The sequence below is a fragment of the Geomonas agri genome (genome assembly GCF_020179605.1).
GTDB lineage: Bacteria > Desulfobacterota > Desulfuromonadia > Geobacterales > Geobacteraceae > Geomonas > Geomonas agri.
The window spans coordinates 123,107-147,959 of record NZ_JAINZO010000001.1 but is presented as its reverse complement, the minus strand read 5'-3'; the positions used below and the strand labels follow the sequence as shown (position 1 = coordinate 147,959).

Below are 24,853 nucleotides of genomic sequence, written 5' to 3'. Positions count from 1 at the left end.
CCTGGGCCCCTCGCGCCCCCACGGCACTCAGCCTCTGCACGCACTTCCCGCCGAATGCCACCATTTACCCGCAACGGCACCGGCGTCCCGAACGGGCAGCGGCACCGGCCCCAAGCCGGCGGCTCCGGCCGCCGTCGCCGAGCTCACCACCTGCTCCCGCGATCCCAGCTCCGGCTGCGGCCTCCGCTCTCGCAGCATCCCCACCGTTTCCCAGCGGCGCGATCCACGCGCCTCACCACCTGCCCACTCCCTTCCACCTGGTCACCGCCACCTGGCCACCAGGCGCCCGATCGCCGAACCTCCCACAACCGCTCCCCAACGGCCCCAACTTCCCCAGCTCCGCCCGCCAGCGCCTCACCGCTAGCACCTCCTCCCGACGGTCCACCCCGGCGCGCCACCCGCGCCTCCTTGCCGAAGGCCTCGCCTTCCCGCCCAACTGCGCCACCTCCTCCCCGTCGCGCTCCCGGCGCTCCGTCCCACTCTTTCCCGAAGACACCACCTCCTTACCCTCGCCTCCGGCCGGCTGCGGCCGCCCTCCAGCTCGGAGGCTCGCCCTCCCGCTCGCTTTCCCCAAAAACCTCCGCAAAACCTCCGACCCGGGGTGCCTCCCGGGTTCCCTGGCGGGACCCCGTACGTCACCCTACCGGCGTCCCGCGTTTTTCAAAATCCCCCGTTTTCCTCTTTCCGTGCGCCCGGCCCGCCTCCTTCCTCCGAATCCTCCCTGCCTGCCCGATCCAGATCCCCTCCTCGATCCCGGCGATCCCCGCGCCCTGGGCGATCCTGATGCCCATTTTTCTGCCGTTTCCCGCCCCTGCGTGGCCCATTGTCGCAATCACTCGTAATTATTCAACTTTTCGCGTGGCTTTTACGGGCTATTCCTCGCCAAAAGGACCGTTTCGTGGCTATTTCAGCGCCTTAGCGTTTGGAATCACTTGAATTTAAGCGAATTTCGATTATGTGCAGCTTGGCAACAAAAACAGGGATTTATGTGCAGTTGTGCAACGTAAATGCGTGGGTGGCCAACTTTTTTTTAGGGAAAAAAGGCACAAAGTGAACGTTTGGTGTTGCTGACCCGTACAAATAATTACACAAAGCAACAACCACTTAAGGCCCGATCGGGCAGGGAGGGTGAGGAGATGGCACAAGACGAATCTTTCCAGAAAGCGAAGAAGGCAGCACTGGAGATCTACGGCGACAGCAATATTGCCGAGGACAAGTACGCGCTGTACGACTACCTGCGGACCAGGCGCACCTTAGAAAGAGAATATCGCCACAGGCGGCCGCTCACCCAGGCGGAAAGGCTTGACGTGTACCAGATGGCAGAAGATTGCGCCAAGATTATGATGTGGGGAGCGAAAAAACTGCGGTCTCGGGCGAAACTCGTAAAACACATCATTGCGCTGCCGACCAAATACTACAAAAAATTCGGCAAAAACATGGCAGTGGCTTACATCGAGTTGCACGCCGAGGCCCTGGTGGCTCACCAGACTGTCTACGGCGGCCGCAGCGCTCTGGTTGCCGGAAAGAACTTCGCTGGAACCGTCTAGCTCGCAGCCTAGGGGTTGCTGCACCGGACAATAAAAGCAGAGCACGCGCACCGGGCGGACCCGGAGCTAAAGAGAAAAGGAGAAGGACCATGGACAAACCGGACGAACAAATTTTCCCTCCGTATTCCAACGAGGAACTAGAAGAAATACTCGACATCTCAGATTTTCTTCCCAGCGCGAACTGACCTCCAGGACGCCACACGAACCGCCCCGGCCTCCCCGGGGCTTTCCTTTCCCGTCTCACCCTCTTTCGGCCCTCCTTAAAACCTGAAACCTCCAAATTTCGCTTTTAACGGGACTTTCCCGCCTAGCCCCTTTCTCCCTTACGCCCTTTAGCGAGTTCGTGGCAGGAATTGGCCGTCTGCTTCGTCGGGTCTACGGCTCGTTAGCCGCCCACTGGGTGCATATTTCGGCAGAACTGGAGTTCTTGCCACCGCGCGAGAGGGTCCGCCATATACCCAAAAAGCCCCTCCTTGCCCTTTTCCGCCCGTTTCGGGTACGATGGCCCACATTGTTTCCCAACCATGTCAACGCAACTCTCCTCCCCCCCCTTCTGGCCCTCCTGAAGGTCCTGATTGGCTGCACGAGATCAAGCTGGACGGTTTCCGGCTCCTCTGCTGCCGGAAAGATGGCTGCCGGGTGGACTTCTACACCCGCAACGGCCACCGGTGGAGCTTCTCGGCAATCGCCGCGGAGATCCGGCGCCTGCCGGCTGGCCAGCTTTGGCTCGATGGCGAAATCGTGGTGATGGCTGAGGAGGGCCGATCGTCCTTCGGTGCGCTGCAGACCGCGATTGCCAAGCTCGACCAGGTGACACCTGGTGTAACATGCCTTCGACATCATGCACATGGACCGGGATCTGCGGGCGGTCCAGCTATTGGAGAGGAAAGCCCGCTCTGCCTCTTCTATGCAGCGAAATCAGCCTTTGCATGATCGGGTAAGTGCTTGATTTCCTGCTGTACCCTCTTTGATCGACTTATGGGTTTTACCCAGACAGGATCTATCAGAACTTCACCCCACCTTCAACCACCACTTCCACGCGAGTGCTTGGTCGTACTCCGGATCCTTGGTCTTGAGCCAAGTCTTCGTCCGGCGGCCTGCGCGGTACGGTGAGTCAATCCGCTTGCTCACGATCCCCTCGGCCCCTGGTTGCACGCCGCGGCGTAGAGCTCCGGGCCGTCGCCCTGGTGGTGATGAATCGGTGAAGGTTCCACTTCTCCCCACGCACGAGCTCACAATCTTGGTTTGAGATATAAGAGGAGCCTAAAATCTTGGAGGGGCAGAGATGACCCGACAGGCGTAGCACCTACAACTGCTAAAGGACACTAAGTATGCTTTGAGGTGGGATTAGCGATATAACGGGGTGCCCGGTTGACCCGCGCCGGGGCGGCTCTCAGCCCCGGTCGGCGTCCAATCGGCTGGTTGGACGTTTTTCCCTATTTTCAGGTATTTATGTACACCAGATACGGTGCGACAGTTAGAAACATCAATAGAAATAGCGCCAGCCCCGCATACCAGCCGATTCGAAGCAGTTTGCAATATCGGATGAATGGCTTGTTTTCTGTTTCTTGAAATATTTTCTTGTCCAGAAACGTGAAAAAGTGACTATCGATGTTACTTCCAGCGCCAAAGGACCATGTTACCGCTGTAATGTTACCGTAAATCCAGTTTGTGGGACTTCCTAGCTTGGTCCATAGGTCCGGAAATCGTTTCCTAATGATCATCGCCGCAACGACCGAACCTATCCAACTTCCAGCCATCAGTGTAAAAGCGGTGTACATTACGATGACACCATAGATCTTCATGCCGAGTTGAAAAGCGCCCATGATTTCCTGGTTTTTTCTAGTCTTTTTCCGGCCAACGCCACAAGTCTGACCAAGCGAAACGAAGTGGAGACTGGTCCAGGCGCAAGTTATGTGCGGCTCTAATCTGCCATCTTCTCTACTTTTACTGCTGTTCCAGACGCCACAAGAAATAGCATTGACTTCCCCTGGCCGCTGAATTCGTTGTAATTCAGTGTCACGGCAATGACAGCGTTAGCTCCGAGCTTGCCTGCCTCTTGTCTTAGTTCAGATAGGCAAGCCTTACGCGCATTTCTAAGTGCATTTTGGGTAATGCCACTACGACCACCTACTACGTCAGTGATTTTTGCGATGAAATCAGAAATAAAATCAATTCCAAGTACGCACTCAGATGTAATAACTTCTACTGTTTCTTTTACGCGGTATCCTTCTAGCCACGGAGCAGTCGTAAGAATAACAGCGGGCTCATAGAAAGATTCAGGAGGGGCCTCGGCACTTTTAATGCGTTGCTTATTTAATTTGTCTTTTGAGTTTTCAAGATTTTCAAGCTGAGTTCGAGCGTATGTTGCTTCTGCACTGTCAGGAAATTCTTCTATGACGGCATTGTAACTTGGTAGTGCTTTTCCGTAGTCACATTCTTTGTAGTGGGCGTCGTAAGCTTTTTTGTAAAGAGATTGACTGGTTTCAGACACAACATGCCTCCAATAGAAAAGAATACAATGACACCGGAAGAATAGGATGCAGAAAGTTTAAGACAGTATCGTGGGTAATCTCAAGAGTCCTTTTATTTCTTTTTCGGCTTCTCTTGCCTCAAATGGGTCGGGGTGTTTGGCGTAGCGAAGAAGCTGCCCGACGGCTTTGTCGGGGTACTCCCGAGTCTCAAAATAGTTGATGCGATGCCATGCGGGCAGCAGAGGGTAGAGGGCCAAGAGATCAGCTGCGTGTCTGTGAAAGGCGCTCATACGCTCACCATACTTTTTGTAAAGTAGGCACTCTGTATTCTTCATGTCTATTTCAACCGCGTCGGCGTAGTACAGCAAATCTGAGTTTATTCTTGCTCGTAGTTTTTCGTACTCAAAGTACGGTTCCATCCATAACTTGTTGAAATAATATGTCAGAACACCAATAGGCACGCCTAAGAGGGCAATTATTGAATTTACTGTCGAATCTTCCATAGGTCGTCCTTTGGGCTGATTTCTAACACATAACGGCTGAGAGCGCAGCGGCGGCGTCAGCCGACCGTCTGCCGCGCTTGGTTGAACGCTGCCCTTTTGGGATTTGGAGAGCACACTTTAGGAACATTCCCTTGATAGGGGTTAGCAGTCACCGGTGTATTGTAATGTAACAGATATTGCTTTTCCGTTTTCACCGGGGAAATCTATAAACATAGCTTTCAACATATCGTCGAATACTCCGGCAATAGAACTACAGGAACCAACACTTTTAGTCCGTATTTCAAAAACTTTTTTGGGCTTTCCTTCTTTTATGGTAGCTGTCTCAACGATATCTATTGCTATTGCTCGACTATATCTGCTTACTGATTGGGTGGATGATCCGACAATTCCATAGGTTGGCATGGTGTAGTAGCTGGCACCAAAAGAAGAAAAAGTAGTAGTTACACCACCGGTCTGACCAAATATAGGAGTAGAAACAACCCCACTTTGACCTTCGTCAATTCCATACGCTACTAAAGCAACATATTTAGCTTCAGAAGAACTGCTAACGATCGTATAGCCATTAGATGCAAACGCTTTTTCTACCTTTGCTTTATAAAAGGAGAATTCTAAAGAATTATTTACCTCTGCAGCAGAAGCGAGAACAGCAATTGTTCCGTTATTTTTGTAGTCAGGTGAATAGAAGCGAGTAGTTGTTGCATCAATTGTCGCACACCCTGACATAAGCACGAGTAGCAACAGTCCGCAAACGGACAAATTCAAGGTTTTCATTCTTCCCCCTAGTACTTATTTTTGTTATTAATCGTCAGTTGCTCTTCAATCTGACTTATGATTCTTTCGGCGCATAGTTTATGTCTAGTAATTTCACGCAGTTTCCCGTCGTTAATAACTATAAGGTCTGGGTGTCTATTGTTGTATTCATTGTGTAATCCCTTTGCTCCCAAATGAGGTGCCTTGACAACAATTCTGCCTATTATGTGGTTCTCTATTAATTGTGCCTTGGCTCCGCAGAGGATTATGACCTCACAGATGGACATCTGCTCGTTTATGCGATCAATATTAGTTTTTGTGATAATGTTACTGTCTTCATCTTGGGTTTTACCATCTCCTTTTCCAGCATACATAATTTTTGTAGATGCATTTGTAATACGATATTGGTACCGATCAGTACTCGGGAAAAGGGCAGCATTCCAATTGTGCAAATGGGTCAAAATAGAATTCATATTCTCACCTGTCGCGCCTGCAGCTGGGCGTTTTGCATTTTCTTCATCTTGGCCGGGAGTGCTTAATACGAATCCAATCTTATTGTTTTCTGGTCCTTCCCAATAGTGCGAGTCCATAATTCCCTCTTTTATCCTTCAACGGGCCGGCCGGTGACCCGGCGCGGGTTTAACGCGATCGGGTCCACTGCTCTCGTTGGGACATCTTTCCTGCAAATTCAGGTTCCTTTTTGTTACTGACTTTTCCCTATTGACTCTGAGATTGTATTGGCCAATAAATTATCGTGCTCGCGGCACAGCGTCACAATATATTCTGAGTCGGAATGGCGTGGACTGTTCTTCAACTTCTTTCGGAGCAGCAAAACGGCCTCATCGGTGAAAATAGTCTTTTTGATGTTCTCTACCTCCTCTATGGCCTCCCAAAATAGGACTTTTCTCGAAACAACATGGCAAGCGAAAACGTCCCTACCGTCCGCGATTCCTTCCACCTCGCATAGAATACAGTTCCGGCCATCCCGTTTCTTGGCATGCCTCATCCCACACGCCGCTTGCACCACCGAACGATGCTGGGCAGATTGAACCCAATACTTGATAGTTTCGGCCCCGTATTTTTCGGCAAATCTTTTGAATATTTCCTTTGTGTATTGTTTTTCCGCTTTTTCAGTACGCAGCTCTCTCGTGGGAACACCGGGTAGGGATAGGAACACTTCCTCATTATTGAGAAGGCAAAGACGGACTGCATAGGACGTCGAGGGAGTAGAGTTTTTAAAAACGGCCGTGCCGACGCTGACCCTATGCAGCGCTGCCCTGATACTATCCTGTTCCTTTTTGTTGTGGGCGAGTGTGTACACGTCAGTGAGTTTCACCACCGTCAGCGGTCGCTTTTTCTTGAGGTATTCCTTAACCAAAGTCGCCATCTTGCGACGTGGCTTCTCTTCCACAAGACGGAATACTTGATCGTCTTTTGTATTATTTGAAGTTGTATTATTTGAACTATCTGAACATATTCTCTGCCACGCCTGCACCTCGTAGTCATCCAACTCAGATTGCCTGGCTACAATTTCAGCAAGTACTAGTTTCCGAAATTCATGGTGAACGAAACAAGGATGAAGATGGCACCACGGATATTGGTACAGAAGTTTCAGCCCTTCTTCCCACCCGGTGACAACTCCTGAACGGTCTGAGAGAAGGTCGTGGTTAATCTCATCAAGAAACATTGCGAGGGTGCGTTCATCCCAATCGAGGCAAAACCACCATTGCCCTTTTACGTCCGGGTGCCCATAAAGTGTAATGGAGCCGCCTTCGGCTCCAACTTCGACTATCGGTTCCCATGCAGATTGATTTGTCGCAAGGCCCATTCCATCCCTCATACTACTCTCCCATGATGCTGTCTTGGCTTTCGTTGCAGACCGGTCAAGAAGATCGGCTTCATCGGCTTTGTGCAACGCTCTGGCAAGTAGTTCCTTTTTTCTGCGGTACACTTCTTCATCTTTTAATGTCATAGCCACCTCACCTTGTGCAGATTATTCCTCCCCTATAACTAAGGCGGCAGCATAGAATGATATCTTCCTTTTCTTGCGTCCAACGTTTCGAGGCGCCAGCAGCGGAACGTCAGCGGAGACCGCTGTCGCCGCTGGTTGTGCATTGTGTCTGATCCCAAACGGCTCGCAGCTTACGCCAATCTGCACGTTGCTGCGGCTCAATGCGACCATTTCTAGGATTTCTTGCTTGAGCACTTGTGTGAAACAGAGGGAATAAAACCCTGTCGTACCAATTCAACGGATTCGCCACCGCCGTCGCCATAGTTCTGAGGCCGTGGTTGCATATTCCGTCTGTAGCTTTCAATGCCTTAGTCCCCATAGGGCAAACAATCATGGGGTTAAATGTGTCGATTAATAGTCGTAGATTTAGTAGGCAATTTTTTCTTTGTAGCGCTGAGACCGGAAATTTTCCTGATTTCTCCGCTGGCAGACAAAGGACGCTATTCGTTACAAACAGGTCGTTCAAAGGAAATTTGAGTTCGTTTGTGAATAGATCACAGAAAAATTTACCTGACGGATCTGTATTGGGGTCAACCGTCAGGTAGCCTTTCTTTGGGTTGTAGGTGTCATCGCGATTTGGTGCTTCAAGGATGAACAGGATGTCGAATGATCGCGGAGCATTTTTCTGAAATACTACGAAAGCTCCCTCATTCAAGAGTCCGTCACAACTGCACAGTGTACACTTTCTGCGGATTTCAATGAAACTCGTCCACATCATTTTTCCCTTTTGTACAACGGTAGTGAGGCGCAGCGGCGGCGCTGCCTTATCGCGACGACCGTCTGCCGCCGATGGTTAGCTGTTGGTGTTGGCACGCCATGGATAGGTGGAGTCAAATTTCACTTGAAGCTCTTTCAGCTTACTTTCGGACCATTCAGATACCTCTGTTATGGCAACATCTGGAAAGTCTGGATCGTAAGGTTTTTCAAGGATTACATTACTCAGATGAGCCGCGCCTGCGCTCATCCAAGAGCCACCCTGGCCACCAGCGCGAAGTAAAATAGTAACCCAGTTGTTCTGTTTGCACAGTTGGACTTCAAGTAAATGTCCAGATTTTGATGAATCGTCGACAACTACAAAACGAGATATAGCACCGATCGCTACGACCTTTTGTGGCAAATCCTGGTGAGGATGATCAGGGATGTCTTTTATAAACAATGGCTCATAACCTAGTTTTGCGAGACATCGCGAAATATTCTGTAGACGAGCTAAACCCGCTTCATCATAGTCACCAAGGACAAGTACCGTCTTCATCTTGAATTGGTCGATATATTCTGAAACGGAAACGTGTTTCTCATCCGCTCGTTTCACTTCAACCATGGCAGCCAAGACCTCATCCTTGGCACGCAAAACAGCTTTTTCTAGGCTCCACATCTCGGATGATCGGTCGCCGAAGACTTCTGCAAAGTGGATGGTTCGTTTCCACGGTCCCGCTTCAAATTGTACATCGCCAATAGAGACATTGGCTTGGGTTCGTGTGAGCCTGAAGGGGAAGGCACCAGACAGGGTAAGTTTATAGATACCTGTATCAGCGCCACCTATTGAAAACATTGGACCAGTACCCCTCAGACGAGCGGGTGCTTGTAGGAACAAATCTTCGACTCGTGCGCTTCCCCTTACGATGACAATTTCTGTATTCGCGCTTGGAGTGTACTCAATAGCCACGCCAAACTGAGTGGACACGTAGCCAGTAATTTTGGACGGGAGAAGGGATAAGTGTAGAAGCTTCTTCTGAAGCTCCTCTGGAAGATACTGCTGGGCGGTTTCCTCAAGAGTCTTAATAAATTTTTCGACGTAATTTCGTAATTCAGCATCAGTAACATTCATTGTGATCGTCCATTATTTTTGTTGCAGCTAACGGGCCGGGAGATCACCTGACGGCTTTTCGGTCAGGTGCATCTGTCCTTGTTGGATTCTGGCTTTCTTTGCTTCTTCATGATAGGTACCGAATCCTTCACCTTTTATGAAACTCCCGCAGAACGGGCAATAATAGATGTGTAGCCACTCTGGAAGAAGCCATTCTGTTTCATCAGGCAAATCATTTGCCTTTTCGATCTTCCCCTCTGCCACACTTTCTCGAAAACGGTCACAGCAATACACAGATTTCTCCAATAGAGGATCACTTTGGACGCGGGATGATAAGCGCCTGCTGCCCTGATGCAACCCAGGCATGAATCCCAGCATCAGTCTCAACAAGTATCGCCCAATAGTCCTTTCCGTAAGTCGCACGAATTACTTGCAGCTTTTCTCCGGGTTTTAGTGTCCTGACAGGCTTTTGGCTACCATATGCGGCATCAACTTCGCTGGAATAAAGTGGAGTTGCAGAAACGACGGAGACTTTGATTTGCTGGTCCTGATAGCGGTCCCATCCCCAAATGAAGAACGGAATTGCCATAGCTCCAGCAACTATTACGAAAAAATTCTTTTTCATCATTTCTCAATCCAACGGCGCGCCGCCTTGACCGGCGGCGTCAGCCGTCCGCGTCCAAGGCGCTGGTTGGGCGTTGCTTTTTGGCGTTTTCTGTTGGTCTCCCCTCAGGGCGAGAAGTTATCCGATTATCAATGGCTGCCCCCATATCTCCTGCGCCCCGCCTGCTTTACTACAGGGGGTAATAGTACCGGGCTGTTCCGGGGCGCGTTCCGAAACTCACCCTGACGGTACGCGGGACAAAGGCCCTCCGTCTTCATGATAGAGGGAAGGATGGAACACCGCACAGGCAGTTAGCCATTTATCAATTATCAATGCCCGGCACCGCGAAATCCTCGAAATACGTTTTGGTTGGGACCTCTTGGATGTCAGCTTAAAGTAAGTCTCGTTCTGACTCAACTCCATGATCGTCGAGCTTCTTTTCTAACTCTTTGACATACTCTGGCCTTTCATCACGAATTTCACTTTGAGGTTCGACCGGCTTTTCCTCTCGGTTAACCGGCTTACTCTTGAGAAAACGGGCAAAGGACATAATGCCTACCACTAGAGCCGCAGAGACTGCGCCTTTTAATGCTGCTTCTATCATTCCTTCCTCCTCTTTGTTCATCGCCAACTACTTATTGAGCGGTTCACGCGCGCGTGAACCGCTGATCTTCGTAAATCGGTTATTCACCGGGTCCTTACAAGTTCGACAAAATCCCGTTCTGCAAAGATGTCCCAAAGGGAGCCATTTCGATAGGTCACTGTATTAAAAGGCTTTGTTCTCGGGATAAATGTTCTAGCTGGCTTGATGAAGCGGTTTTCTGTACAACATGCCGTGACACCTTCAGCAAGCCGAATTTATAACGGCTTTAGGTTTCGGTCAATGAAAAATTGCTTATTGTCGTATTGAGATCACCTTCCACCTTTTGCTTGGGACATATTCTGTCCCGGTTCAGCGCGATAACGAGAATCGTTGTTTACCTGCCCTAGCTCCAGCATGAGAGGTGGCTTATGTTTCTAATTCCGAATGCCCTTTATGTGAAGTATGTTGCACATCTCAACAAACGCAAACTTACTGGCCCCCTCATACAGGAGTACGTTAGGTGGCTTCGCCTCTACCTAGAATTCTTCAATGAAACCCCGGCCCCAGAAACAAAATCAGAGCGTGTACGTCTATTTATTCAGAAACTGCGAGCCGAAAATCGGTCCCAAGTACAGCTGAATCGAGCCGCCAATGCCATCTCACTCTATTTCGGCCTGCTAAGGCTGAATGTGCCTCTGGACAAGAACGGCGACAAAGCTGAGCCGAACACAGCAACGCCAGGGGACATTACGTCTGCTTTGATCCCCGAACCTGTACTCATTCGAAAGTCGCATTATTCTGATGTTGGGTACGAGCCAAAATCCGATTCCCCTGAATGGGACGAGGCGCTCGCGGCGCTGGCAGCTGAAATCAAGGTGCGACATTATTCCCGAAAGACCCTCAAGACCTATGCACTGTGGACCCGGAAATTTCTACGGTTCCTGTGTAAAAAGCCTCCCCATGATTTGTCCACTGCAGATGTCAAGGCTTATCGAAGTAGACGAATTCTATCTTGGAGGCGTACGTGGCAAAAAAGGCCGTGGCTCTCCGTTTAAGTCTGCTGTAGCAATCGCTGTTGAGCGGAAAGGAAAGAAGCTGGGCCGGCTTAGAATGCAGGTCATTACTCGATGTTCTGCACAAGAACTGGTTCCTTTCGTGGCCAATAATGTTACTTCCGGTAGCACCGTTACTACCGATGGTTGGGCCGGGTATAACGGACTTGAGAAAGAGGGACTCCAACACAGAAGAATCTTTCAGACCAAAACTGAAGACAAAGAATCTGTATTGCCTGGAGTCCATCTGGTTGCCTCGTTAGTGAAGCGATTAATCCTTGGAACGTTCCAGGGACGTTATGAAGTAAAGTATCTACAGAGGTACCTAGACGAATATGTCTTTCGTTTCAATCGCCGGAGCACAAAATCTCCTGGCAAACGGTTCTGGCGCATTGCTCAGTTCGCGGCTGCCTCAAAACCAATCACAGGCGCTCTCGTGACCTCGGGCCTATCGCCAACTTGAGCGAAGTAGATAACCAGATACGGCAGATATGGTGCCCTTCCCAGCCGGTCGGCAGGGAGCGGGTGGTCTCGACGATCCGGATCAGCTCGGGGTCCTTGAGGGCCGCGGTGATCGCCGGCATGTCCACGAACTGCTTCACGATGTTGTGCGCCAGGGTGGGAAACGTCGCCCCAGGAGGCGAGCATATAGCCGGCGGGAGTGGGTTTCTTTTTCGGCACCCAGCAGCCGTCGGCGGTGATCTCAGCGACCACGAAGCCCTTCACCTTCCTGAGTTCCGAGCATTCAAAAAATTTCACTTCGCCAGTTGTTTTGCAGATCTTGACCGCTTTCATGCCACCCTCCCTCAATGCTGTGTTGGCGAGTGGGAGGGCACTTTCCTCGTTTCCGGCTTCTATTTCTTATTGTGCGTGACAGCAACAAATTAGAAGTAGAGCAGAGAAAGTTTTTTTCATTTTTTTGGAATTTTTCCCGTATATTTCCCTCCTATCTGTATAGGGCAGAAAAATCATGGAGGGGCCGACCGTGATAAAAGCCATTTATCCGTTCTACTGTAAATTTCGAGACAAGGCCGGCAAGGAACAGCGCGTCGGCCTCGAGTCAGCAAAAAGCTCACTGACAGCTATGCCGACCAGGAAGGCCGCGTGGTCGTCCGCTTCTTCAATACGACCATGCTGAAAGAGACCCAGATCCGCTACACCATGGAGCCGGCCGAGGCCGTCGAGGTCTACATGCGGATGATCAAGGTCTCCCGCTCCCAGGTGGCCGTCAAGGACAAGCTCCAGCCGCACAAGTTTTCCAAAGACGGCAAGGACACCATGACAAACCTCACCATCGAGAAGTGGGTGCGCGGCGAGAAAAGCGGATATGCCCTCGCCTGCCAGCGGGGGGAGGTTTCCCACAATGTGTCGCTGAGGGAAGGCGGGTTTCTGTACGCCGCCGAGGTGTTCAAAGCGCTGTCGGTCTCCTGCAATTGGCAAGATGCGAAACCGACCAGGGACGATGCGGTGAGCGCTCTCACGACCATAAAGAACCACCTCAACAGCAAACCGCAAGCGGTGGGTCTTCTGCGCCAGCTGCACGCGATGATCACCGGCCCGGCGCCGGCGAGGAGGTAGGTATGAGTGACTTACAGATATGGCTGATTCTCATCGGGTGGTTTTCAATTCCGTTCATTTTCGGGGCAATCGTTCTACCCGGAAAGTCGAAAGAGAAGGAAAAGGTATCTGCGGCAACAGAGCCAGCACCGGATGAGCCGACGGAGTGGCCGAAAATTTACCTGCCGCCACCGCGACAATCCCGTCGCCAGGCGTACCGTGGAGCCGGAGCAGCTGTCACCGGAGCGGCTTTAATGGGTGGCTGGAGCTCGGATTTTAACAAGTCTCTCTTTGCGGAAGATGAGATCGGGATAGGATCGGATGAATCCTCTTTTCTTGGTCACGACTTTATGGAGTCCAACGACTTTATTCCGTCAGATGGCTTTATTGACACAATACACGGTGGTATTGATCCCACCGGACAAGGGGGGATGGCCGGGGATTTTAACCCTGATCACATTGGCGAGTCGTTTAGCTTTAGCGACCCGTTCGACAGCGGCTTCATCAGTAATGATGACTTCGGCAGCATCAGTTTCGATTCGTTTGGTACCGATTCGATCGGCAGCTGTGATTCGTTTGGGACCGATTCTATCGGATGCGGGATTGGGTTTGACGATTAAGATGAAGGAGTCGGGGGAGGACCGAGAGGTCAGCACCCCTCAACGACCCCTAGAAGACAAAATCAGGAAAGACAGGCTCTGAACTTCCGCCATCGACATACTCTCTCCTCCCCTCCCCTTCCACAATCGCTGTGGAAAGCTGTCTCATTTTGTCTCTGATCGCCGGGCCTACCTCAGACAGTTTCGGCCGCCTAGCTTTTTGCACAGGATTTAGGCATGCAACGTTTTTCGGTCACGAGCCCTGACAGTATGGCAAAGAAGTCATATTTGCAAAATATGCTGTTCTTGTCATATCGCTTTAGGCCCGCAGATACTGGTACAGGGTCTCGCGCGAGATCCCGAGCTCGCGTGCCAGCACCGCCCTCTTCTCCCCTTCCCCTACCCTACGCTTCAGTTCAACTACCTGCTCAGGCTGTAGCGCCCTCTTCCGGCCGGTGTACGCCCCCCTTTTCTTCGCAGCCGCGATTCCTTCTCTCTGCCGCTCACGGATCAGCGCGCGCTCGAATTCGGCCACGGCGCCCAGGAGGGAGAGGAGAAGGTTCGACATCGGAGAGTCCTCGCCGGTGAAGATCAGGTTCTCCTTGATGAACTGAACTTTGATCCCTTTGCCGGTGAGGTCCTTCACCATCTTCCTCAGGTCGTCGAGGTTACGCGCGAGACGGTCCATACTGTGAATGATGACGATGTCGCCTTCGCGAACGAACTCGAGCATCCGTTGAAGCTCGGGCCGGTTCGTGTCCTTTCCCGAGATCTTGTCGGTGAAGGTCTTGTCGAGTTCCACTCCCTCGAGCTGCCTATCGGTATTTTGGTCCTCGGTTGATACCCTGACATACCCTACTTTTTGTCCTTTCACGCGTCCCTCCTACAAAAGTGTCAGATTTCCTCTAAGACATTTCCTTTCACATGTCAACTTAATTTCAAAAAGACCCTATCCTGACAGCAAATATAGGATGTCCTGCCTGCTGTTTTGGGGTGTACCTCAAATTGACATATCTATTTTGGAATTTTTTTGTGCGGATCCGCTCTTTGTATCAAGAGGGCGAATGCCCCAACTGTTGCCGCACTGCACAATACTAATTGTGACCGCGCGCCTGCGAAGAACGGATACGCTGGGCCGTCGGCGAAGGCTGCAGACTAAGAGCCAAGTGAGAGAGCTTTGAAGTACGGGCAGGCCCTCGCGAAAAAGGCGGGGAAAACGCTGCCCACGGAGTGCACAACTTCGACGTTCGCAACAAGAAAGTGGATCAACAAGGAGGGAACGATGGAAGCAGAGGAATACGAACTGGACCTTGAGTGCGAAATACCGCTATGCGACGAGGAATATTGGCGCAGCGTCCTTGACGACCTATACGAGCACGAAGAGACTCCGGATTACGCCTGGATGCTCGAGGGCGAGGAGTTGATACAACAAAGGGAGGTACGTTGTCAAAGTTCAAGATCGAGGGAGAAGACAGCCGATTCGATGTTTACGAGGTCGATCCAGACGGACGATACACTGTCGCAAAGGGTGAGCTCTCTCTACCCGCCAGCCGCGTACAGGCCGACACACCGGAGAGCAAAGTGAGAAACGTTCCCCACTTTCTCACCCTGGCCATCATCATGACCGCGGACCAGGCAGACTAACGGGAAACGCCCGGCTGCAGGAGCGCCTGCTGGGGCAGGAGTACAGGATGGAGAGGTGCCATTCTGATCGAAGCGAGCCAGGCGCGCGCCTTGCTTTTTCCTTAACGCGGAAGTATGGCTTGTTTTATCTCTTTCATTTGCATATACCATACAATACACACATACCAAGGAGGATACATCATGGAAAAAACCGATTTCACATACGAAAAAGTACACCCTATTTCTTGGCCTATTCGGGAGCGCGGGAAACCGGTGCTCCTGGACGGCAGCGAAAAGCTCGACAAGCCGTTTATTATGAGGATGAAAGAAAACGTGTGGAACAGCGTGGACGAGCATTGCAAACGGATAGGCGTCCCAAAATCCAAATGGGTGCTCGAAGCGGCACTTAACCAGCTAGACCACGAACAGAACTTTTTCGCTCAGAAAAGCGACAAAAAATAGGGGGGGAGGAAAGACCATGCAAACCGATGCACAAGATGGGGCTAAGGCTCTAGCAGGGCAGGTCGCAGAGGAAGAAAAGGGCCTCGTGAGCCGCGATGTGTATGCTGCGGCGGTTAATAAGCTCGTGGAGCGGGCCCAGACGTCGACCTACGGCGGACAGGCTGCGGCGCAGGTCCTGCTCAGCTGTTACAACGGCTACGATTTCCAAGCGAACCTCACAGATCTCAACAACCTTGATCGCAGCGACTTCGAGTTGGCCATCACCGTGATTCGGGGCCGGCGCGACACCTGCTATGAGCCACACCAGGTCATCGACAACGGCAGCGAAATCTTCCTGCAGCTGCGGGAGGACTGGATCCACCTGCACGTCGCGGAGCGGGGTAAGGTTCCGTGTAGGACGTGTGACGGAGAAGGAAAGATAGACGGGAAACAGTGCGTCCGCTGTGAAGGATCAGGGCAGGTGCATCCGACTGTCCTAAGATGATCAACCACAAAACCCCCTAGAAGACAAAATCGGGATTCGCCTCAGTACCCTACCATTAGTCCCGGATACCAAACCCTGTCCAGGAGGTTCTTGTCTTGGGTAGGGTCGTATTCGACGACCATCCATCGTTCCTCACGCTCCCAGTACAGCATCATCACCTTCTTGTACTCAGGATGCTCGATCTTGGATTTAGCCTGTGCATTTCCCTCCTCATCGTTCAGGTCCCTTTTCGTTTCCACCAGCAGAATTCCGGTACCCAAGGTACGTCCGTTAATTCCGGCGATAAAGTCCGGGAAGAAGTTCTTTTGCTTTTCCTGTCCAGGGAGAGGAATCCCAACAGAGTATGGCTTTCTAGGCGGGTTTCTGTGCCACCAAAGGACGGTGTCCGACATGTCATTGTCCAGATCCTCAACAAAGGCCCTTTCCCACGGATTCAAATCAGATGGATAGACGCCGTAGACGTTTAGACGCGAACAGTCCAACTGGGTATCGCTGCAGATCCTTTCAGGGATAGGATCTGCGTCTTGCACCTCGACATGCCGTTTTGTCGCCTCTATGATTGCGGCTTTCAGAGCAGTTTTCCTCAGAGCTAGAATTTTGTTGACGCCCGCCCGCAGTTGCTCCTTGGTCTGCAAGTGGATCAGGCCGCGATTGCCAAACTCAACACTCAGCTGTTTTTCGAGGGCTTCGTGAAGTTTCCGAATGTCCAGCATGCCATCCTTATTCGCGAACTCGAGTGTGAGCTGAGCCGCCCTGTCTACCTCTTTTTGGGCCAAAAGAGCCTGTATTTCTTCTGTGCGCTCCTTGCTGTTGCCAAAGATCTCCGTCTGTTCCATTAGGATTCTCGTGGCACTTTGTTGAGCTACATTGATCAGAGCGTCGTCAAATCTAAAGAGGCTTACGACTTCGGCTAGAAGGTTGGTTTGATCGGGGGCAATGATGGCCCTGCGAAACGCCTTGGGGAATATAAGGTCTGTGCGCAACGGGTACGAGTATCCGCCAAACTGCACAGCTGTCTTACGTTCTGACGTGGCCGAAGGAACTGCCCCCCCTGAGGTCCACGATTGCGGCACCAGCTCGAACCCTTCCAAAACCTGCTGCTCTGCCGTCTCTGTCACAGGGGGGACCTGTACCGGCTGGTTTTCGGTCTCCACGGGGGGGGGCGGTGTGGGCTCAGGGATATACACCGGCAGTTGCCCCTTTTCGGTGGCGTGTGCCACAGGCTCCTCATTACCGACAGACACAATCGCGATATTGTCTGTGATCTCAGCGAGTTCGTCTTTTATGGCGTTGATGCGATTTGCAGCCGTCGAGAGACCCGTTTGGGCTTCATTATAGGCGAGGAAGACGTACCCATGCCTCAACGTCTCCGGGAGATCCTGGATAGGCTGCAGGCGGCGGTCGACGCGCATTATCCTGCCGACGATTTGAGTACCGAAGTCGGGATCGCGCGAAGTGCGCAGAGAAACCAGGGTGAAGGCTCGTGGTGCGTCAAAACCGGTAGCGACGGCCATCTTGAACAGCAGCACCTCGACTCGCTCGTCATTGGCGATAGTCATGAGGTCCTTGTCAGGTTCTTTCGCTGTGTGAACCTTGATGCCGTCCTCGTTAAAGCCGAGGTCTTTCAGCCACTGAATGATGTGGTCTTTGTCCTTGTCAAACTGAACCAGCAACAGGGGTGTGACCGGAAGTTGTTGTTCGGTTAGTTGATCCTTTATGCGCTTGTGCGCGGCAACGCCGCACCTGATCGCGGTCTGTTCAAAGTTGATCAACCCCTCAGTGCCGGGCTGTGGGGCCTTAAATACGGCTACTTTGACCCCCTTCTTGATGAGATTGGCATCGACTCCGTGTGACCTCGCAATGGCAATACGATTAAGCTTCTTGATCCCGTTTTTGCGCGTGAAGTCCTCGACATCATGATCTTTCGGAGTAGCTGTCGCAAGAATCGCAACAGATGGTTCCAGTACGTCATGGAAAAATGCGGATGCTTGGGTTTGGCCACGGAAAGAGTGGTGAGATTCGTCGATAACTGCTCCGATGTGAAAACCAAGAGCCCTCGCTTGATCAATAAAAAGATCAAGTGACATCATAGTTTCAGATTCCTGCCGTATCTTCCGACTTTCAGCATTGGCTACGGCCACACTTTGCCAGGTAGTCACGAAAATGTCGCCAGAACGTAAGTTATCAAGCGTCCTCTCTACAGTGGGGTCTTTCACCCTCAAGTTCCTGCACTCCCTTCGGATAGACTTGATGGTCTGTTCAATAAGGCCGGCAAAAGGGGCAAACCAGAACCAGATCACCTTGTGCTTCAGGGCAAGCTGTTCGATGGCGTTGCCTGCCATCAGCGTCTTTCCGGTCCCTGTTGGCGCCTCAATCAGTATGCACCCCCGGTTTGCAAAAAGAAGCTCTCGGCTGGCTTTCTCATTTGCTGTCCCTTCGACTTTTTTTAGGTCAGAGAGACAAGAGGATAGGACCTTTACCGCGCTATCAATGGCATCTTGCTGGAACCTTTTCGGCGTCGTCACACTGCTCATGCGATCCCCCCCAAAAAGCGCTCGGTGAGATACTCGGGAACTTGCTCAACGCAAACATGCTCGTTGAAGATGCTCTGAGCAAGTGCCCCGGGCTGCCAGGTATAAATGACCATCGGAATTTTTGTTTCGTTTGCTGCAGAGACCACGGCGGCACGGCTGTCCGGATTGAGTTCAGGGATATAAATCACCGTAGACGCTCCATGCGCTTGTTGGAAAGGGGCATTTTCGATAAAGGGAGTTACACCCTGGTTGTGGGCCAGTTGTAGGGTGTACCAGACCTGGCCGTGCTGGATATCTAGCAGCAGATTGTCGAAGGGGATGCGCTGAGCCACCATATAGGCAAAATCTCCTCCGGTGCCAGGTTTGCCGTTGTACCCCTCAATAACGCGCGATATTCGCTTAGCGCAGACATCGCGGCACAGGTTTTTACCCGGGGCTTCCAAGGTAGCTTCGGTATTGGAAATTAGGATGAACTTCCTGTTTTTCCGATCTTCTGCATTCAACCCGAGCACCGCGTGGCCGGTGGTTCCTGACCCGGCAAAGAAATCGAGGACAATGTCATCTTCTTTAGTAGCCTGGCTTATGAGCCCACGGATCAGTGATGGCGGCTTTGGGAAACTGAACGCCTTAGTTCCGAGAATTTCATTGATGGTATCCGTCCCTTCCCCCCCCCGAGCTGACCGGAGATACTCGATTTCTCCCTCCATTTCTTCTTCAGTTAAATTCAATTCTTCGTTCAGGCCCGCGATCCAACTGCTTATTGGCGCAATGAGGCTGTCTTTTACATGGAGATACCCTTTTTTCGACGGACGCCCTGGAGCTATTGGCTTACCGACCCAGAACGCTAAATCCGGGAGTTCCTCGCGCAGAAGCGGTGTTTTTTTCTTTGGAAGGACAGGTCCTTTCCCTTTACGAATCGACTCAAGGAGCTCTTCCATACTCTCCCACTGCATGACCTCTGAAGGTTTGCATGCGGGAAAGAAGATCAGGTCTTTCTCGATGAGTTCTTCGATGGTTTCAGTGCGGATCTTTTGTCCTGGTTTTAGCTTGGCCTTGGTGGCAAAACGCCAGACAGCATTGGGATCGCAAGGGTACCAGTAGCCGGTTTTAGGATCCTGGATAGGATAATAGGTGTTTTCCCTTTCCTTATAGGTATGCGCTTTGGTAATGGGGTTGAGGGTGTATTTGTAGCCATCTTTGTCCTCATACCGGTATTTCTCCAGATTTAGAGATTTTCCGTTAAACGTGAACTGAGGATTCGCGTACGCGAGCACATGTTCGTGCACTTGGCTAAAATTTCCTCCAGCATCGTTTCCAGTATCCTTTGTTCGCCAGACAAAACTCCCAAGCCGCCGTCCGGGAAAAACCTGGTCCAATAATAATTCTAGCTTGGCGCGGTTCTCGTCATTGATCGAAACAAGAATGATTCCGTCTTCTTTAAGGAGGTCCCGCGCCAGTACCAGTCGACGATACATAAACTCGAGCCACTTGGAGTGTTTCCATGCATCATCTTTCTCGACGAAACGGTCATTATAAATGAAATCCTTGTTGCCGGTATTATACGGGGGGTCAATATAGATGCACTTTACCCGGCTTCGGTAGGCGATACTGAGATACCTAAGCGCATCAAAATTGTCCCCTTCAATCACAAGATTTTGGTAAGGTGCTCCTCCTACCGATAGATCAGGAACAAGATTTAAAGCAACAAAGTCTCCGTTCAATGCTCTGTCGTGCTCTATTGCGTTGCGCTCCCAAACCAGTCCAAGCTTGCGCTCGGCATCGCGTTTCATAAGTTGGGCAATCAGCTCTTCCTTGGATAAATGGGCGTACTTGCTCTGCATGCGGTTCTCCTTACTAACTGACATTGGCCAAGATTTTTATATTATTTTTAAGGTATAGTGGCAAGCTATTTCGTTAATCACAAGGAGGTGTTATGCGCCCATTGAAGCCCGGAATTCTCTTTATCATTCTCGCTATAGTCACCAATCTGGCCTTCGCTACGCCTATGCCTTCGATGGGCACAGTTGAAGTCTTCTTCTCCCCACGAGGTGGAGCAACTGAGGCTGTTGTCCAAGAAATCGCCGGAGCCAAAACTGAGATCCTGGTGCAGGCTTACAGCTTCACGTCGGTTCCGATCGCCAAAGCCTTGCTCGGAGCGTATAAAAGAGGGGTAAAAGTGGTGGTGGTTCTAGACAAGAGCCAACGCTCGGAACGCTATACTTCCGCGACGTTCCTACGAAACGCTGGCGTTCAGGTCTTAATCGACGATCGGCACGCGATCGCGCACAACAAGATCATGATCATCGATAAGCGGGTGCTGATCACTGGGAGTTTTAATTTCACCAAAGCTGCTGAGGTCAAAAACGCGGAGAACCTGCTGGTGATGAAGGGTAATAGGCCGCTGGTAGAAAGGTATTTGCGCAACTTCGAGGAACACATGGTGCACGCAGCACCTTGCCCCCTCGCCTGAATCCACAGCCCCCAGAAGAAGAAATCTAAAAGACGAAAGGCCCGGCAAATAACCCGGGCCCTTCTTTTCGTCTATTTCGGCGGCTCCCACCGCTCGGCACCGCCCTGCGGATTACCGTCCTTTGTTATCCACTGGTTTCCCGCTTCATCGACGGCGATGCAGCCGGGTGCCCAGTGCTTCGGATCGCTGAGTTCGTTGACCCAGCTATTAACAGTACCATCGAAGATGACGATGACGCCGCCTTTGTCGATGTATCCCTTCTCTTCCCGCCACTTCTTAGCCAGCTGGATCACACCCATTCTTCCCTCCCCTATTTGGTAGTGCCGCCATCAACCGCGTGATCAAGTCAATTAGCCATTCTACCCGGCGCGGCGCCATCGCAATAAATTTTGCGTTGGTAATCTGCTCCGTTTCAGGGCCATGGAGGTGGATCCTGGCAATGCGGTGGTGTGGTAGGTACACAGGGTGTAGTTCTCCCCCCTCCCCTTCCTGCCCCCCCGCCGGCATTCGCGGTTCGCCCAAAACGTCGATGTAGCCGCCATCAGAGTCGACGTGCAGCCCCCAGTTCTCGGATATCAGTGCGAGCTCGGCGCGGACCCGCTGAACCTCCCCTTCAAACCCCTCTCCTTCGGCCTTCGCCCTAGGCGACCTCGGCGTCGCGAGGACGTGGGCAAGAAAAGCAATAACCTCATGGTCCCCCCCCCCCTCCCCCGCACGGTCGACGATCGCCTGAAGAATCGCCGGGCCGCTGATCTGGATCACCTCATCAGGAAGCCCAGGCATACGCTCGCGGAACGCCTCGACCAGGCGCAACTGGCCCTTAGGCCCTATTTCGCCATTCGACCACTGATGAGCTATGGTGCCTGCGCGCTCAATGAGTCGGCTAAGGGCAAGCTGGTTCGAACCACCACTATTTTTGCCACCTTGAACAACCTCAAAAGCGCGCCGAGAGTCGATGTTTTTCTGTTTCATAAATCCTCCCCATCTAATAGAGGCATCTTCGTCCGAAAACTTCCATCACGGGGAATACGCCTTTCTCAATCCTATGAAGGAATCGCTATCGCGTGGGTAAAACTATCAAGTGGATCCCACGGGATACAAGAGGATCAAAATGGTAAGGGACCTACATCTAAGGAGGATTCGACTGCAGGGGCACAATGGTCGCGTACCTAGAGATGAGTTCCGCCCCGCTAATCTCTTCCAGGCAACAGTTAGAATGAAATCTTGGACATTGACCACAGTTAAAAATAAGTTATACATTTGGTGCGGTGAAAGTGGCGCAGGTCATTGAGCATAAAACCGCTCATCAGGCCAAATGGAACATTTGCTCCGAGAGACAAACGCTTTAATACAGTGAGTTACGGGGATGATGTTGTTTGTTGATTTCTTGTAGGCCTGAATTTTTCTGACTTGAGAGTACCTGTAGTTTGTCTCCAGGAGACATCTTTTTCATTCCATTTAGCAACCTTTGGTGCGGGTTTGCCATATTTTGGGAAAGTTCCGTGATTGCCACCAATGCGCCGTTCTTCTTTAAGCTTTGGGGAATCCCTTTTGTGCTGGTCGGTCTTTATATGGTCATTGGGCGGTTCTTTGCAGATACAAAGTCTCGTGAGAAAACTATGCCATCACTAACGAGCGCGTTCTGATCAGTGGCGGGCTTTTCAGTCGTAGTCTCAGGTCGCTTTCTTTGAAAACGCTGTGTGAAATATCACTCTCAGAAAAAGGAGATCGCACCGGTACGATTATTTTTGGAACTACCGGCCCTTTCCCTGCTTGATGATATCTTCCGTAAGTTCCATCCCCGGAGGCGGTCGGAATGCTCCGCCCGCTTTTGTAAATATCGAAAACGCGAGGACAGTGTATGACAAGATAAGACAATCTCAGCGGCAAGTATAGTTCAACCAGCCAGTTAGACGCGGCCTGATGGCCGGTCAACCGGGTACCCCGTTATCTTATGAAAAGGGAAACCAACGTGAGCCTTTTTAGAATAAAAAATCCTGTTGAATACAGTTTCTACCAATGGATGAACAATTTTCCGGATTCAGGACATTGGGCGGACATGGAAAGGTTTTTCAAATTCGTTAAGACAGTGTGTAGATATAAAGCCAGCAAATGGAAAGACCAAAATTATCTCAAGAAAAAAATTCTGGAGCACACTCCCCACTTCGACTTGAACTTTCTTGGTTATCTTCTGAATCTCTATGTGAATTTAATTGAGTTCCATAAATCTATAGCTTTTTCAGGTCAATTTCAAATCGGAAGTAGAGAAGTAAAGAAAGATCATTTTATTGAACTTCGAGTCGAAAATGGGGAGGTCGTGGAGCAGGAACTGCCAATTTGTTGATCTGGTCGACTAACAGTTCAACAAAAAGCTGGACCGGCCATAGCAAAACCGGCCGGTCAGCCCTCAACTGTTGAAGCGGAGAAAAAAACAAATAGGTCCAAACAATACGAGAGGATAAATGACAAAGCATGGATTACCACCACTTGTGGGAGGCTTCACAGACGGTAAAGTCACATGGCAGAGGATAGAAACGGTTGACTACGATACTCTCGGTTATCTGCTAAGTTGCCATTTGATCATAGAGCACTACCTTGATAACTATCTTGCAACCTGCACTAGCGCTTCCTTCGGCTGGCAAGAGGCAAAACTTACTTTTGGACAGAAGATCTCTCTTGTTTCAAAGTTACCTTTCCCAGAACCATACGACTTCAATCCAGCCATCAAACACCTGAATTCACTGCGCAATAAGTTCAGTCATAATATCAGCGCAACAGTAACTGATAAGGATCTTCTGCCTTTTCGTCACTGTTTAGAAAAGTGTACCAAAGGAAAGAGTGAACTTCCCACTGACGTTAAGGACCTTCTGAGTCTATTCACAAATATGGTCTGTGCTTTTTTCGCTGGAAGCATTACGACACATGCAGAGCTGAAGAGAACAGCTAAACGCAAATAGCTTCAACCAGGAGGCGGCATACGGGCTGCGCTTCGCTTGCCGCTGCGCCCCCACGACGTTGTACAAGGGTGGAACGGGAGGTCCGTATGACTGTGAAACAAGTTACGGCAGTAAATCTACAACAGGGAATCGACATTGTATTTCGTCGACTCAACCAGCGTAGAGGTAGTAAAGGCATCTGGCTGTTCCACAATGATTTGTATAGCAAGATGGAAGAATATCGCTCAAGCGGTATCGACACCCGATGTTGGTCGTTTTTGATGGACAGCCTTGCGCAATGGAAGGCAATACGTGGGACTGCAGACCACACAAAGGAGTCTATTAGAGAGAAAGGACAGCAGCTATTACCGATCCTCCGTGAACGATTCAACATCCTTGTGGGGCAACAACTTATTCTACCAACTATCGAAAACGTCACTTGGAAGGATATTGAGCCCCTCTTCCTGGTAGCCAAAGACATCAAGGGAGTCGACGGCCCTATGTTTGCCAGTAAACTATGCCACTTCCTACTACCTAGCGCATTCTTCGTATTCGACAACACGCTTGTCAAACGTGGATGGGCGAACTACCAGCAATATTGGGAGGACTGCCGGACAGCTTGGATGGCGGTAGGCGATGACAGCGAACATCTTAAGAGACTACTAAAAAATAATATGCCTTCTCACTGTACCCCATGTGTTACATATCCATGGCCGACTAAGATTACCGAGCTTTGCCAGTTTGAGGCTAAGTGTTAATAACGAGGGAAGCCCACCTTGGAAGCGGGACTAAGTGGAAGTGAAAGGTCACAACCAGGAAGTTGGACCGGCAGCGCTGATCAACTTCCGCCAGTTAAATGA

At 50.9% G+C, this 24,853-nt stretch carries 30 protein-coding genes; 14 read left to right on the top strand and 16 right to left on the bottom strand.

What is annotated here, in order from left to right; all coding sequences use genetic code 11:
* The first annotated feature begins 1,136 nt into the window (after positions 1 to 1,136).
* Both K7R21_RS00750 and K7R21_RS00745 read left to right on the top strand, forming a co-directional pair.
* On the top strand, positions 1,137 to 1,547 hold the full coding sequence (locus K7R21_RS00750; protein ID WP_224981304.1) for a hypothetical protein: 411 nt from the start codon (positions 1,137 to 1,139) through the stop codon (positions 1,545 to 1,547).
* Between the two features lie 501 nt (positions 1,548 to 2,048).
* Positions 2,049 to 2,480 carry an ATP-dependent DNA ligase gene (locus K7R21_RS00745; RefSeq protein WP_224981303.1) on the top strand — a complete coding sequence of 144 codons (432 nt, stop codon included), beginning with the start codon at positions 2,049 to 2,051 and terminating at the stop codon, positions 2,478 to 2,480.
* A gap of 991 nt (positions 2,481 to 3,471) precedes the next feature.
* Here K7R21_RS00745 and K7R21_RS20800 read toward each other — a convergent pair.
* From K7R21_RS20800 to K7R21_RS00690, 10 genes are all read right to left on the bottom strand, one after another.
* Positions 3,472 to 4,041 carry a heavy metal-binding domain-containing protein gene (locus K7R21_RS20800; protein ID WP_224981301.1) on the bottom strand — a complete coding sequence of 190 codons (570 nt, stop codon included), beginning with the start codon at positions 4,039 to 4,041 and terminating at the stop codon, positions 3,472 to 3,474.
* A gap of 57 nt (positions 4,042 to 4,098) precedes the next feature.
* The gene (locus K7R21_RS00730; RefSeq protein ID WP_224981300.1) at positions 4,099 to 4,524 is read right to left on the bottom strand and encodes a hypothetical protein; all 426 of its coding nucleotides are present in this window, start codon (positions 4,522 to 4,524) and stop codon (positions 4,099 to 4,101) included.
* A 141-nt stretch (positions 4,525 to 4,665) separates the two neighbouring features.
* A complete protein-coding gene (locus K7R21_RS00725; protein ID WP_224981299.1) occupies positions 4,666 to 5,295 on the bottom strand; it encodes a DUF4136 domain-containing protein in 630 nt (209 codons plus the stop codon).
* Between the two features lie 8 nt (positions 5,296 to 5,303).
* Entirely contained in the window at positions 5,304 to 5,864 is a 561-nt protein-coding gene (locus K7R21_RS00720; protein ID WP_224981298.1) for a uracil-DNA glycosylase family protein, read from the bottom strand.
* Between the two features lie 113 nt (positions 5,865 to 5,977).
* The gene (locus K7R21_RS00715; RefSeq protein WP_224981297.1) at positions 5,978 to 7,246 is read right to left on the bottom strand and encodes a hypothetical protein; all 1,269 of its coding nucleotides are present in this window, start codon (positions 7,244 to 7,246) and stop codon (positions 5,978 to 5,980) included.
* Positions 7,247 to 7,355: 109 nt separating this feature from the next.
* Positions 7,356 to 8,003, bottom strand: coding sequence for a uracil-DNA glycosylase family protein (locus K7R21_RS00710; protein ID WP_224981296.1), 648 nt, complete (start codon positions 8,001 to 8,003; stop codon positions 7,356 to 7,358).
* A 75-nt stretch (positions 8,004 to 8,078) separates the two neighbouring features.
* Entirely contained in the window at positions 8,079 to 9,110 is a 1,032-nt protein-coding gene (locus tag K7R21_RS00705; RefSeq protein WP_224981295.1) for a hypothetical protein, read from the bottom strand.
* A 27-nt stretch (positions 9,111 to 9,137) separates the two neighbouring features.
* Positions 9,138 to 9,353, bottom strand: coding sequence for a hypothetical protein (locus tag K7R21_RS00700; protein WP_224981294.1), 216 nt, complete (start codon positions 9,351 to 9,353; stop codon positions 9,138 to 9,140).
* Between the two features lie 49 nt (positions 9,354 to 9,402).
* Entirely contained in the window at positions 9,403 to 9,717 is a 315-nt protein-coding gene (locus K7R21_RS00695) for a hypothetical protein (protein WP_224981293.1), read from the bottom strand.
* A 367-nt stretch (positions 9,718 to 10,084) separates the two neighbouring features.
* Complete coding sequence (locus tag K7R21_RS00690) at positions 10,085 to 10,297, bottom strand: hypothetical protein (protein ID WP_224981292.1); 213 nt, start codon at positions 10,295 to 10,297, stop codon at positions 10,085 to 10,087.
* 407 nt (positions 10,298 to 10,704) lie between these two features.
* On the opposite strand from K7R21_RS00690, the gene K7R21_RS20890 reads away from it, so the two are divergent.
* Together K7R21_RS20890 and K7R21_RS20885 are read left to right on the top strand one after the other, a co-directional pair.
* Positions 10,705 to 11,331, top strand: a complete 627-nt coding sequence (locus K7R21_RS20890) for a phage integrase N-terminal SAM-like domain-containing protein (protein ID WP_224981291.1) — start codon at positions 10,705 to 10,707, stop codon at positions 11,329 to 11,331.
* Positions 11,237 to 11,791, top strand: a complete 555-nt coding sequence (locus tag K7R21_RS20885) for an IS1595 family transposase (RefSeq protein ID WP_404813615.1) — start codon at positions 11,237 to 11,239, stop codon at positions 11,789 to 11,791. Before K7R21_RS20890 ends, K7R21_RS20885 begins: the two co-directional genes overlap by 95 nt.
* Here the strand turns inward: K7R21_RS20885 and K7R21_RS00675 are convergent.
* Positions 11,751 to 11,930, bottom strand: a complete 180-nt coding sequence (locus K7R21_RS00675; RefSeq protein WP_224981287.1) for a hypothetical protein — start codon at positions 11,928 to 11,930, stop codon at positions 11,751 to 11,753. The two genes, K7R21_RS20885 and K7R21_RS00675, sit on opposite strands and share 41 nt — an antisense overlap.
* Positions 11,931 to 12,432: 502 nt before the next feature.
* On the opposite strand from K7R21_RS00675, the gene K7R21_RS00670 reads away from it, so the two are divergent.
* Together K7R21_RS00670 and K7R21_RS00665 are read left to right on the top strand one after the other, a co-directional pair.
* The gene (locus K7R21_RS00670; protein WP_224981286.1) at positions 12,433 to 12,906 is read left to right on the top strand and encodes a hypothetical protein; all 474 of its coding nucleotides are present in this window, start codon (positions 12,433 to 12,435) and stop codon (positions 12,904 to 12,906) included.
* A 2-nt stretch (positions 12,907 to 12,908) separates the two neighbouring features.
* Complete coding sequence (locus tag K7R21_RS00665) at positions 12,909 to 13,505, top strand: hypothetical protein (RefSeq protein ID WP_224981285.1); 597 nt, start codon at positions 12,909 to 12,911, stop codon at positions 13,503 to 13,505.
* 298 nt (positions 13,506 to 13,803) lie between these two features.
* Here K7R21_RS00665 and K7R21_RS00660 read toward each other — a convergent pair whose 3' ends face one another.
* Positions 13,804 to 14,358, bottom strand: a complete 555-nt coding sequence (locus K7R21_RS00660; protein ID WP_224981284.1) for a recombinase family protein — start codon at positions 14,356 to 14,358, stop codon at positions 13,804 to 13,806.
* A gap of 569 nt (positions 14,359 to 14,927) precedes the next feature.
* Between K7R21_RS00660 and K7R21_RS00655 the strand changes: the two genes are divergently transcribed.
* From K7R21_RS00655 to K7R21_RS00645, 3 genes are all read left to right on the top strand, one after another.
* Positions 14,928 to 15,128 carry a hypothetical protein gene (locus K7R21_RS00655; protein ID WP_224981283.1) on the top strand — a complete coding sequence of 67 codons (201 nt, stop codon included), beginning with the start codon at positions 14,928 to 14,930 and terminating at the stop codon, positions 15,126 to 15,128.
* A gap of 180 nt (positions 15,129 to 15,308) precedes the next feature.
* Positions 15,309 to 15,569, top strand: coding sequence for a hypothetical protein (locus K7R21_RS00650; protein ID WP_224981282.1), 261 nt, complete (start codon positions 15,309 to 15,311; stop codon positions 15,567 to 15,569).
* Between the two features lie 16 nt (positions 15,570 to 15,585).
* Positions 15,586 to 16,053, top strand: coding sequence for a DUF7673 family protein (locus tag K7R21_RS00645; RefSeq protein WP_224981281.1), 468 nt, complete (start codon positions 15,586 to 15,588; stop codon positions 16,051 to 16,053).
* Positions 16,054 to 16,094: 41 nt separating this feature from the next.
* Here K7R21_RS00645 and K7R21_RS00640 read toward each other — a convergent pair whose 3' ends face one another.
* Positions 16,095 to 18,587 carry a DEAD/DEAH box helicase gene (locus K7R21_RS00640; protein WP_224981280.1) on the bottom strand — a complete coding sequence of 831 codons (2,493 nt, stop codon included), beginning with the start codon at positions 18,585 to 18,587 and terminating at the stop codon, positions 16,095 to 16,097.
* Positions 18,584 to 20,428: a site-specific DNA-methyltransferase gene (locus K7R21_RS00635; protein ID WP_224981279.1), complete on the bottom strand. Its 1,845-nt coding sequence runs from the start codon at positions 20,426 to 20,428 to the stop codon at positions 18,584 to 18,586. Before K7R21_RS00635 ends, K7R21_RS00640 begins: the two co-directional genes overlap by 4 nt.
* A gap of 92 nt (positions 20,429 to 20,520) precedes the next feature.
* On the opposite strand from K7R21_RS00635, the gene K7R21_RS00630 reads away from it, so the two are divergent.
* Positions 20,521 to 21,057 carry a phospholipase D family nuclease gene (locus K7R21_RS00630; RefSeq protein WP_224981277.1) on the top strand — a complete coding sequence of 179 codons (537 nt, stop codon included), beginning with the start codon at positions 20,521 to 20,523 and terminating at the stop codon, positions 21,055 to 21,057.
* 71 nt (positions 21,058 to 21,128) lie between these two features.
* Here the strand turns inward: K7R21_RS00630 and K7R21_RS00625 are convergent, their stop codons facing one another.
* The gene (locus K7R21_RS00625; RefSeq protein WP_224981276.1) at positions 21,129 to 21,356 is read right to left on the bottom strand and encodes a hypothetical protein; all 228 of its coding nucleotides are present in this window, start codon (positions 21,354 to 21,356) and stop codon (positions 21,129 to 21,131) included.
* Positions 21,334 to 22,029, bottom strand: coding sequence for a hypothetical protein (locus tag K7R21_RS00620; RefSeq protein WP_224981274.1), 696 nt, complete (start codon positions 22,027 to 22,029; stop codon positions 21,334 to 21,336). Before K7R21_RS00620 ends, K7R21_RS00625 begins: the two co-directional genes overlap by 23 nt.
* Positions 22,030 to 22,681: 652 nt before the next feature.
* Between K7R21_RS00620 and K7R21_RS20880 the strand changes: the two genes are divergently transcribed.
* The 4 genes from K7R21_RS20880 to K7R21_RS00600 all read left to right on the top strand — a co-directional run bounded on the left by K7R21_RS20880 (position 22,682) and on the right by K7R21_RS00600 (position 24,751).
* The gene (locus K7R21_RS20880; RefSeq protein WP_224983391.1) at positions 22,682 to 22,834 is read left to right on the top strand and encodes a hypothetical protein; all 153 of its coding nucleotides are present in this window, start codon (positions 22,682 to 22,684) and stop codon (positions 22,832 to 22,834) included.
* A 195-nt stretch (positions 22,835 to 23,029) separates the two neighbouring features.
* Entirely contained in the window at positions 23,030 to 23,401 is a 372-nt protein-coding gene (locus K7R21_RS00610) for a hypothetical protein (protein ID WP_224981272.1), read from the top strand.
* A gap of 118 nt (positions 23,402 to 23,519) precedes the next feature.
* Positions 23,520 to 24,014, top strand: coding sequence for a hypothetical protein (locus tag K7R21_RS00605; protein ID WP_224981270.1), 495 nt, complete (start codon positions 23,520 to 23,522; stop codon positions 24,012 to 24,014).
* An 86-nt stretch (positions 24,015 to 24,100) separates the two neighbouring features.
* Positions 24,101 to 24,751, top strand: a complete 651-nt coding sequence (locus tag K7R21_RS00600; protein ID WP_224981269.1) for a hypothetical protein — start codon at positions 24,101 to 24,103, stop codon at positions 24,749 to 24,751.
* Positions 24,752 to 24,853 lie beyond the last annotated feature (102 nt).

Bases quoted from the DNA above. Each gene is read 5' to 3' on its own strand.
- K7R21_RS00625 (WP_224981276.1), bottom strand. From the start codon at position 21,356: ATGGGTGTGATCCAGCTGGCTAAGAAGTGGCGGGAAGAGAAGGGATAC.
- K7R21_RS00730 (WP_224981300.1), bottom strand. From the start codon at position 4,524: ATGGAAGATTCGACAGTAAATTCAATAATTGCCCTCTTAGGCGTGCCT.
- K7R21_RS00635 (WP_224981279.1), bottom strand. From the start codon at position 20,428: ATGCAGAGCAAGTACGCCCATTTATCCAAGGAAGAGCTGATTGCCCAA.
- K7R21_RS00645 (WP_224981281.1), top strand. From the start codon at position 15,586: ATGCAAACCGATGCACAAGATGGGGCTAAGGCTCTAGCAGGGCAGGTC.
- K7R21_RS20885 (WP_404813615.1), top strand. From the start codon at position 11,237: ATGATTTGTCCACTGCAGATGTCAAGGCTTATCGAAGTAGACGAATTC.
- K7R21_RS20890 (WP_224981291.1), top strand. From the start codon at position 10,705: ATGTTTCTAATTCCGAATGCCCTTTATGTGAAGTATGTTGCACATCTC.
- K7R21_RS00725 (WP_224981299.1), bottom strand. From the start codon at position 5,295: ATGAAAACCTTGAATTTGTCCGTTTGCGGACTGTTGCTACTCGTGCTT.
- K7R21_RS00695 (WP_224981293.1), bottom strand. From the start codon at position 9,717: ATGATGAAAAAGAATTTTTTCGTAATAGTTGCTGGAGCTATGGCAATT.
- K7R21_RS00620 (WP_224981274.1), bottom strand. From the start codon at position 22,029: ATGAAACAGAAAAACATCGACTCTCGGCGCGCTTTTGAGGTTGTTCAA.
- K7R21_RS00745 (WP_224981303.1), top strand. From the start codon at position 2,049: ATGGCCCACATTGTTTCCCAACCATGTCAACGCAACTCTCCTCCCCCC.
- K7R21_RS00650 (WP_224981282.1), top strand. From the start codon at position 15,309: ATGGAAAAAACCGATTTCACATACGAAAAAGTACACCCTATTTCTTGG.
- K7R21_RS00710 (WP_224981296.1), bottom strand. From the start codon at position 8,003: ATGATGTGGACGAGTTTCATTGAAATCCGCAGAAAGTGTACACTGTGC.
- K7R21_RS00630 (WP_224981277.1), top strand. From the start codon at position 20,521: ATGCGCCCATTGAAGCCCGGAATTCTCTTTATCATTCTCGCTATAGTC.
- K7R21_RS00690 (WP_224981292.1), bottom strand. From the start codon at position 10,297: ATGATAGAAGCAGCATTAAAAGGCGCAGTCTCTGCGGCTCTAGTGGTA.
- K7R21_RS00605 (WP_224981270.1), top strand. From the start codon at position 23,520: ATGACAAAGCATGGATTACCACCACTTGTGGGAGGCTTCACAGACGGT.
- K7R21_RS00750 (WP_224981304.1), top strand. From the start codon at position 1,137: ATGGCACAAGACGAATCTTTCCAGAAAGCGAAGAAGGCAGCACTGGAG.
- K7R21_RS00715 (WP_224981297.1), bottom strand. From the start codon at position 7,246: ATGACATTAAAAGATGAAGAAGTGTACCGCAGAAAAAAGGAACTACTT.
- K7R21_RS00720 (WP_224981298.1), bottom strand. From the start codon at position 5,864: ATGGACTCGCACTATTGGGAAGGACCAGAAAACAATAAGATTGGATTC.
- K7R21_RS00640 (WP_224981280.1), bottom strand. From the start codon at position 18,587: ATGAGCAGTGTGACGACGCCGAAAAGGTTCCAGCAAGATGCCATTGAT.
- K7R21_RS00600 (WP_224981269.1), top strand. From the start codon at position 24,101: ATGACTGTGAAACAAGTTACGGCAGTAAATCTACAACAGGGAATCGAC.
- K7R21_RS00665 (WP_224981285.1), top strand. From the start codon at position 12,909: ATGAGTGACTTACAGATATGGCTGATTCTCATCGGGTGGTTTTCAATT.
- K7R21_RS00705 (WP_224981295.1), bottom strand. From the start codon at position 9,110: ATGAATGTTACTGATGCTGAATTACGAAATTACGTCGAAAAATTTATT.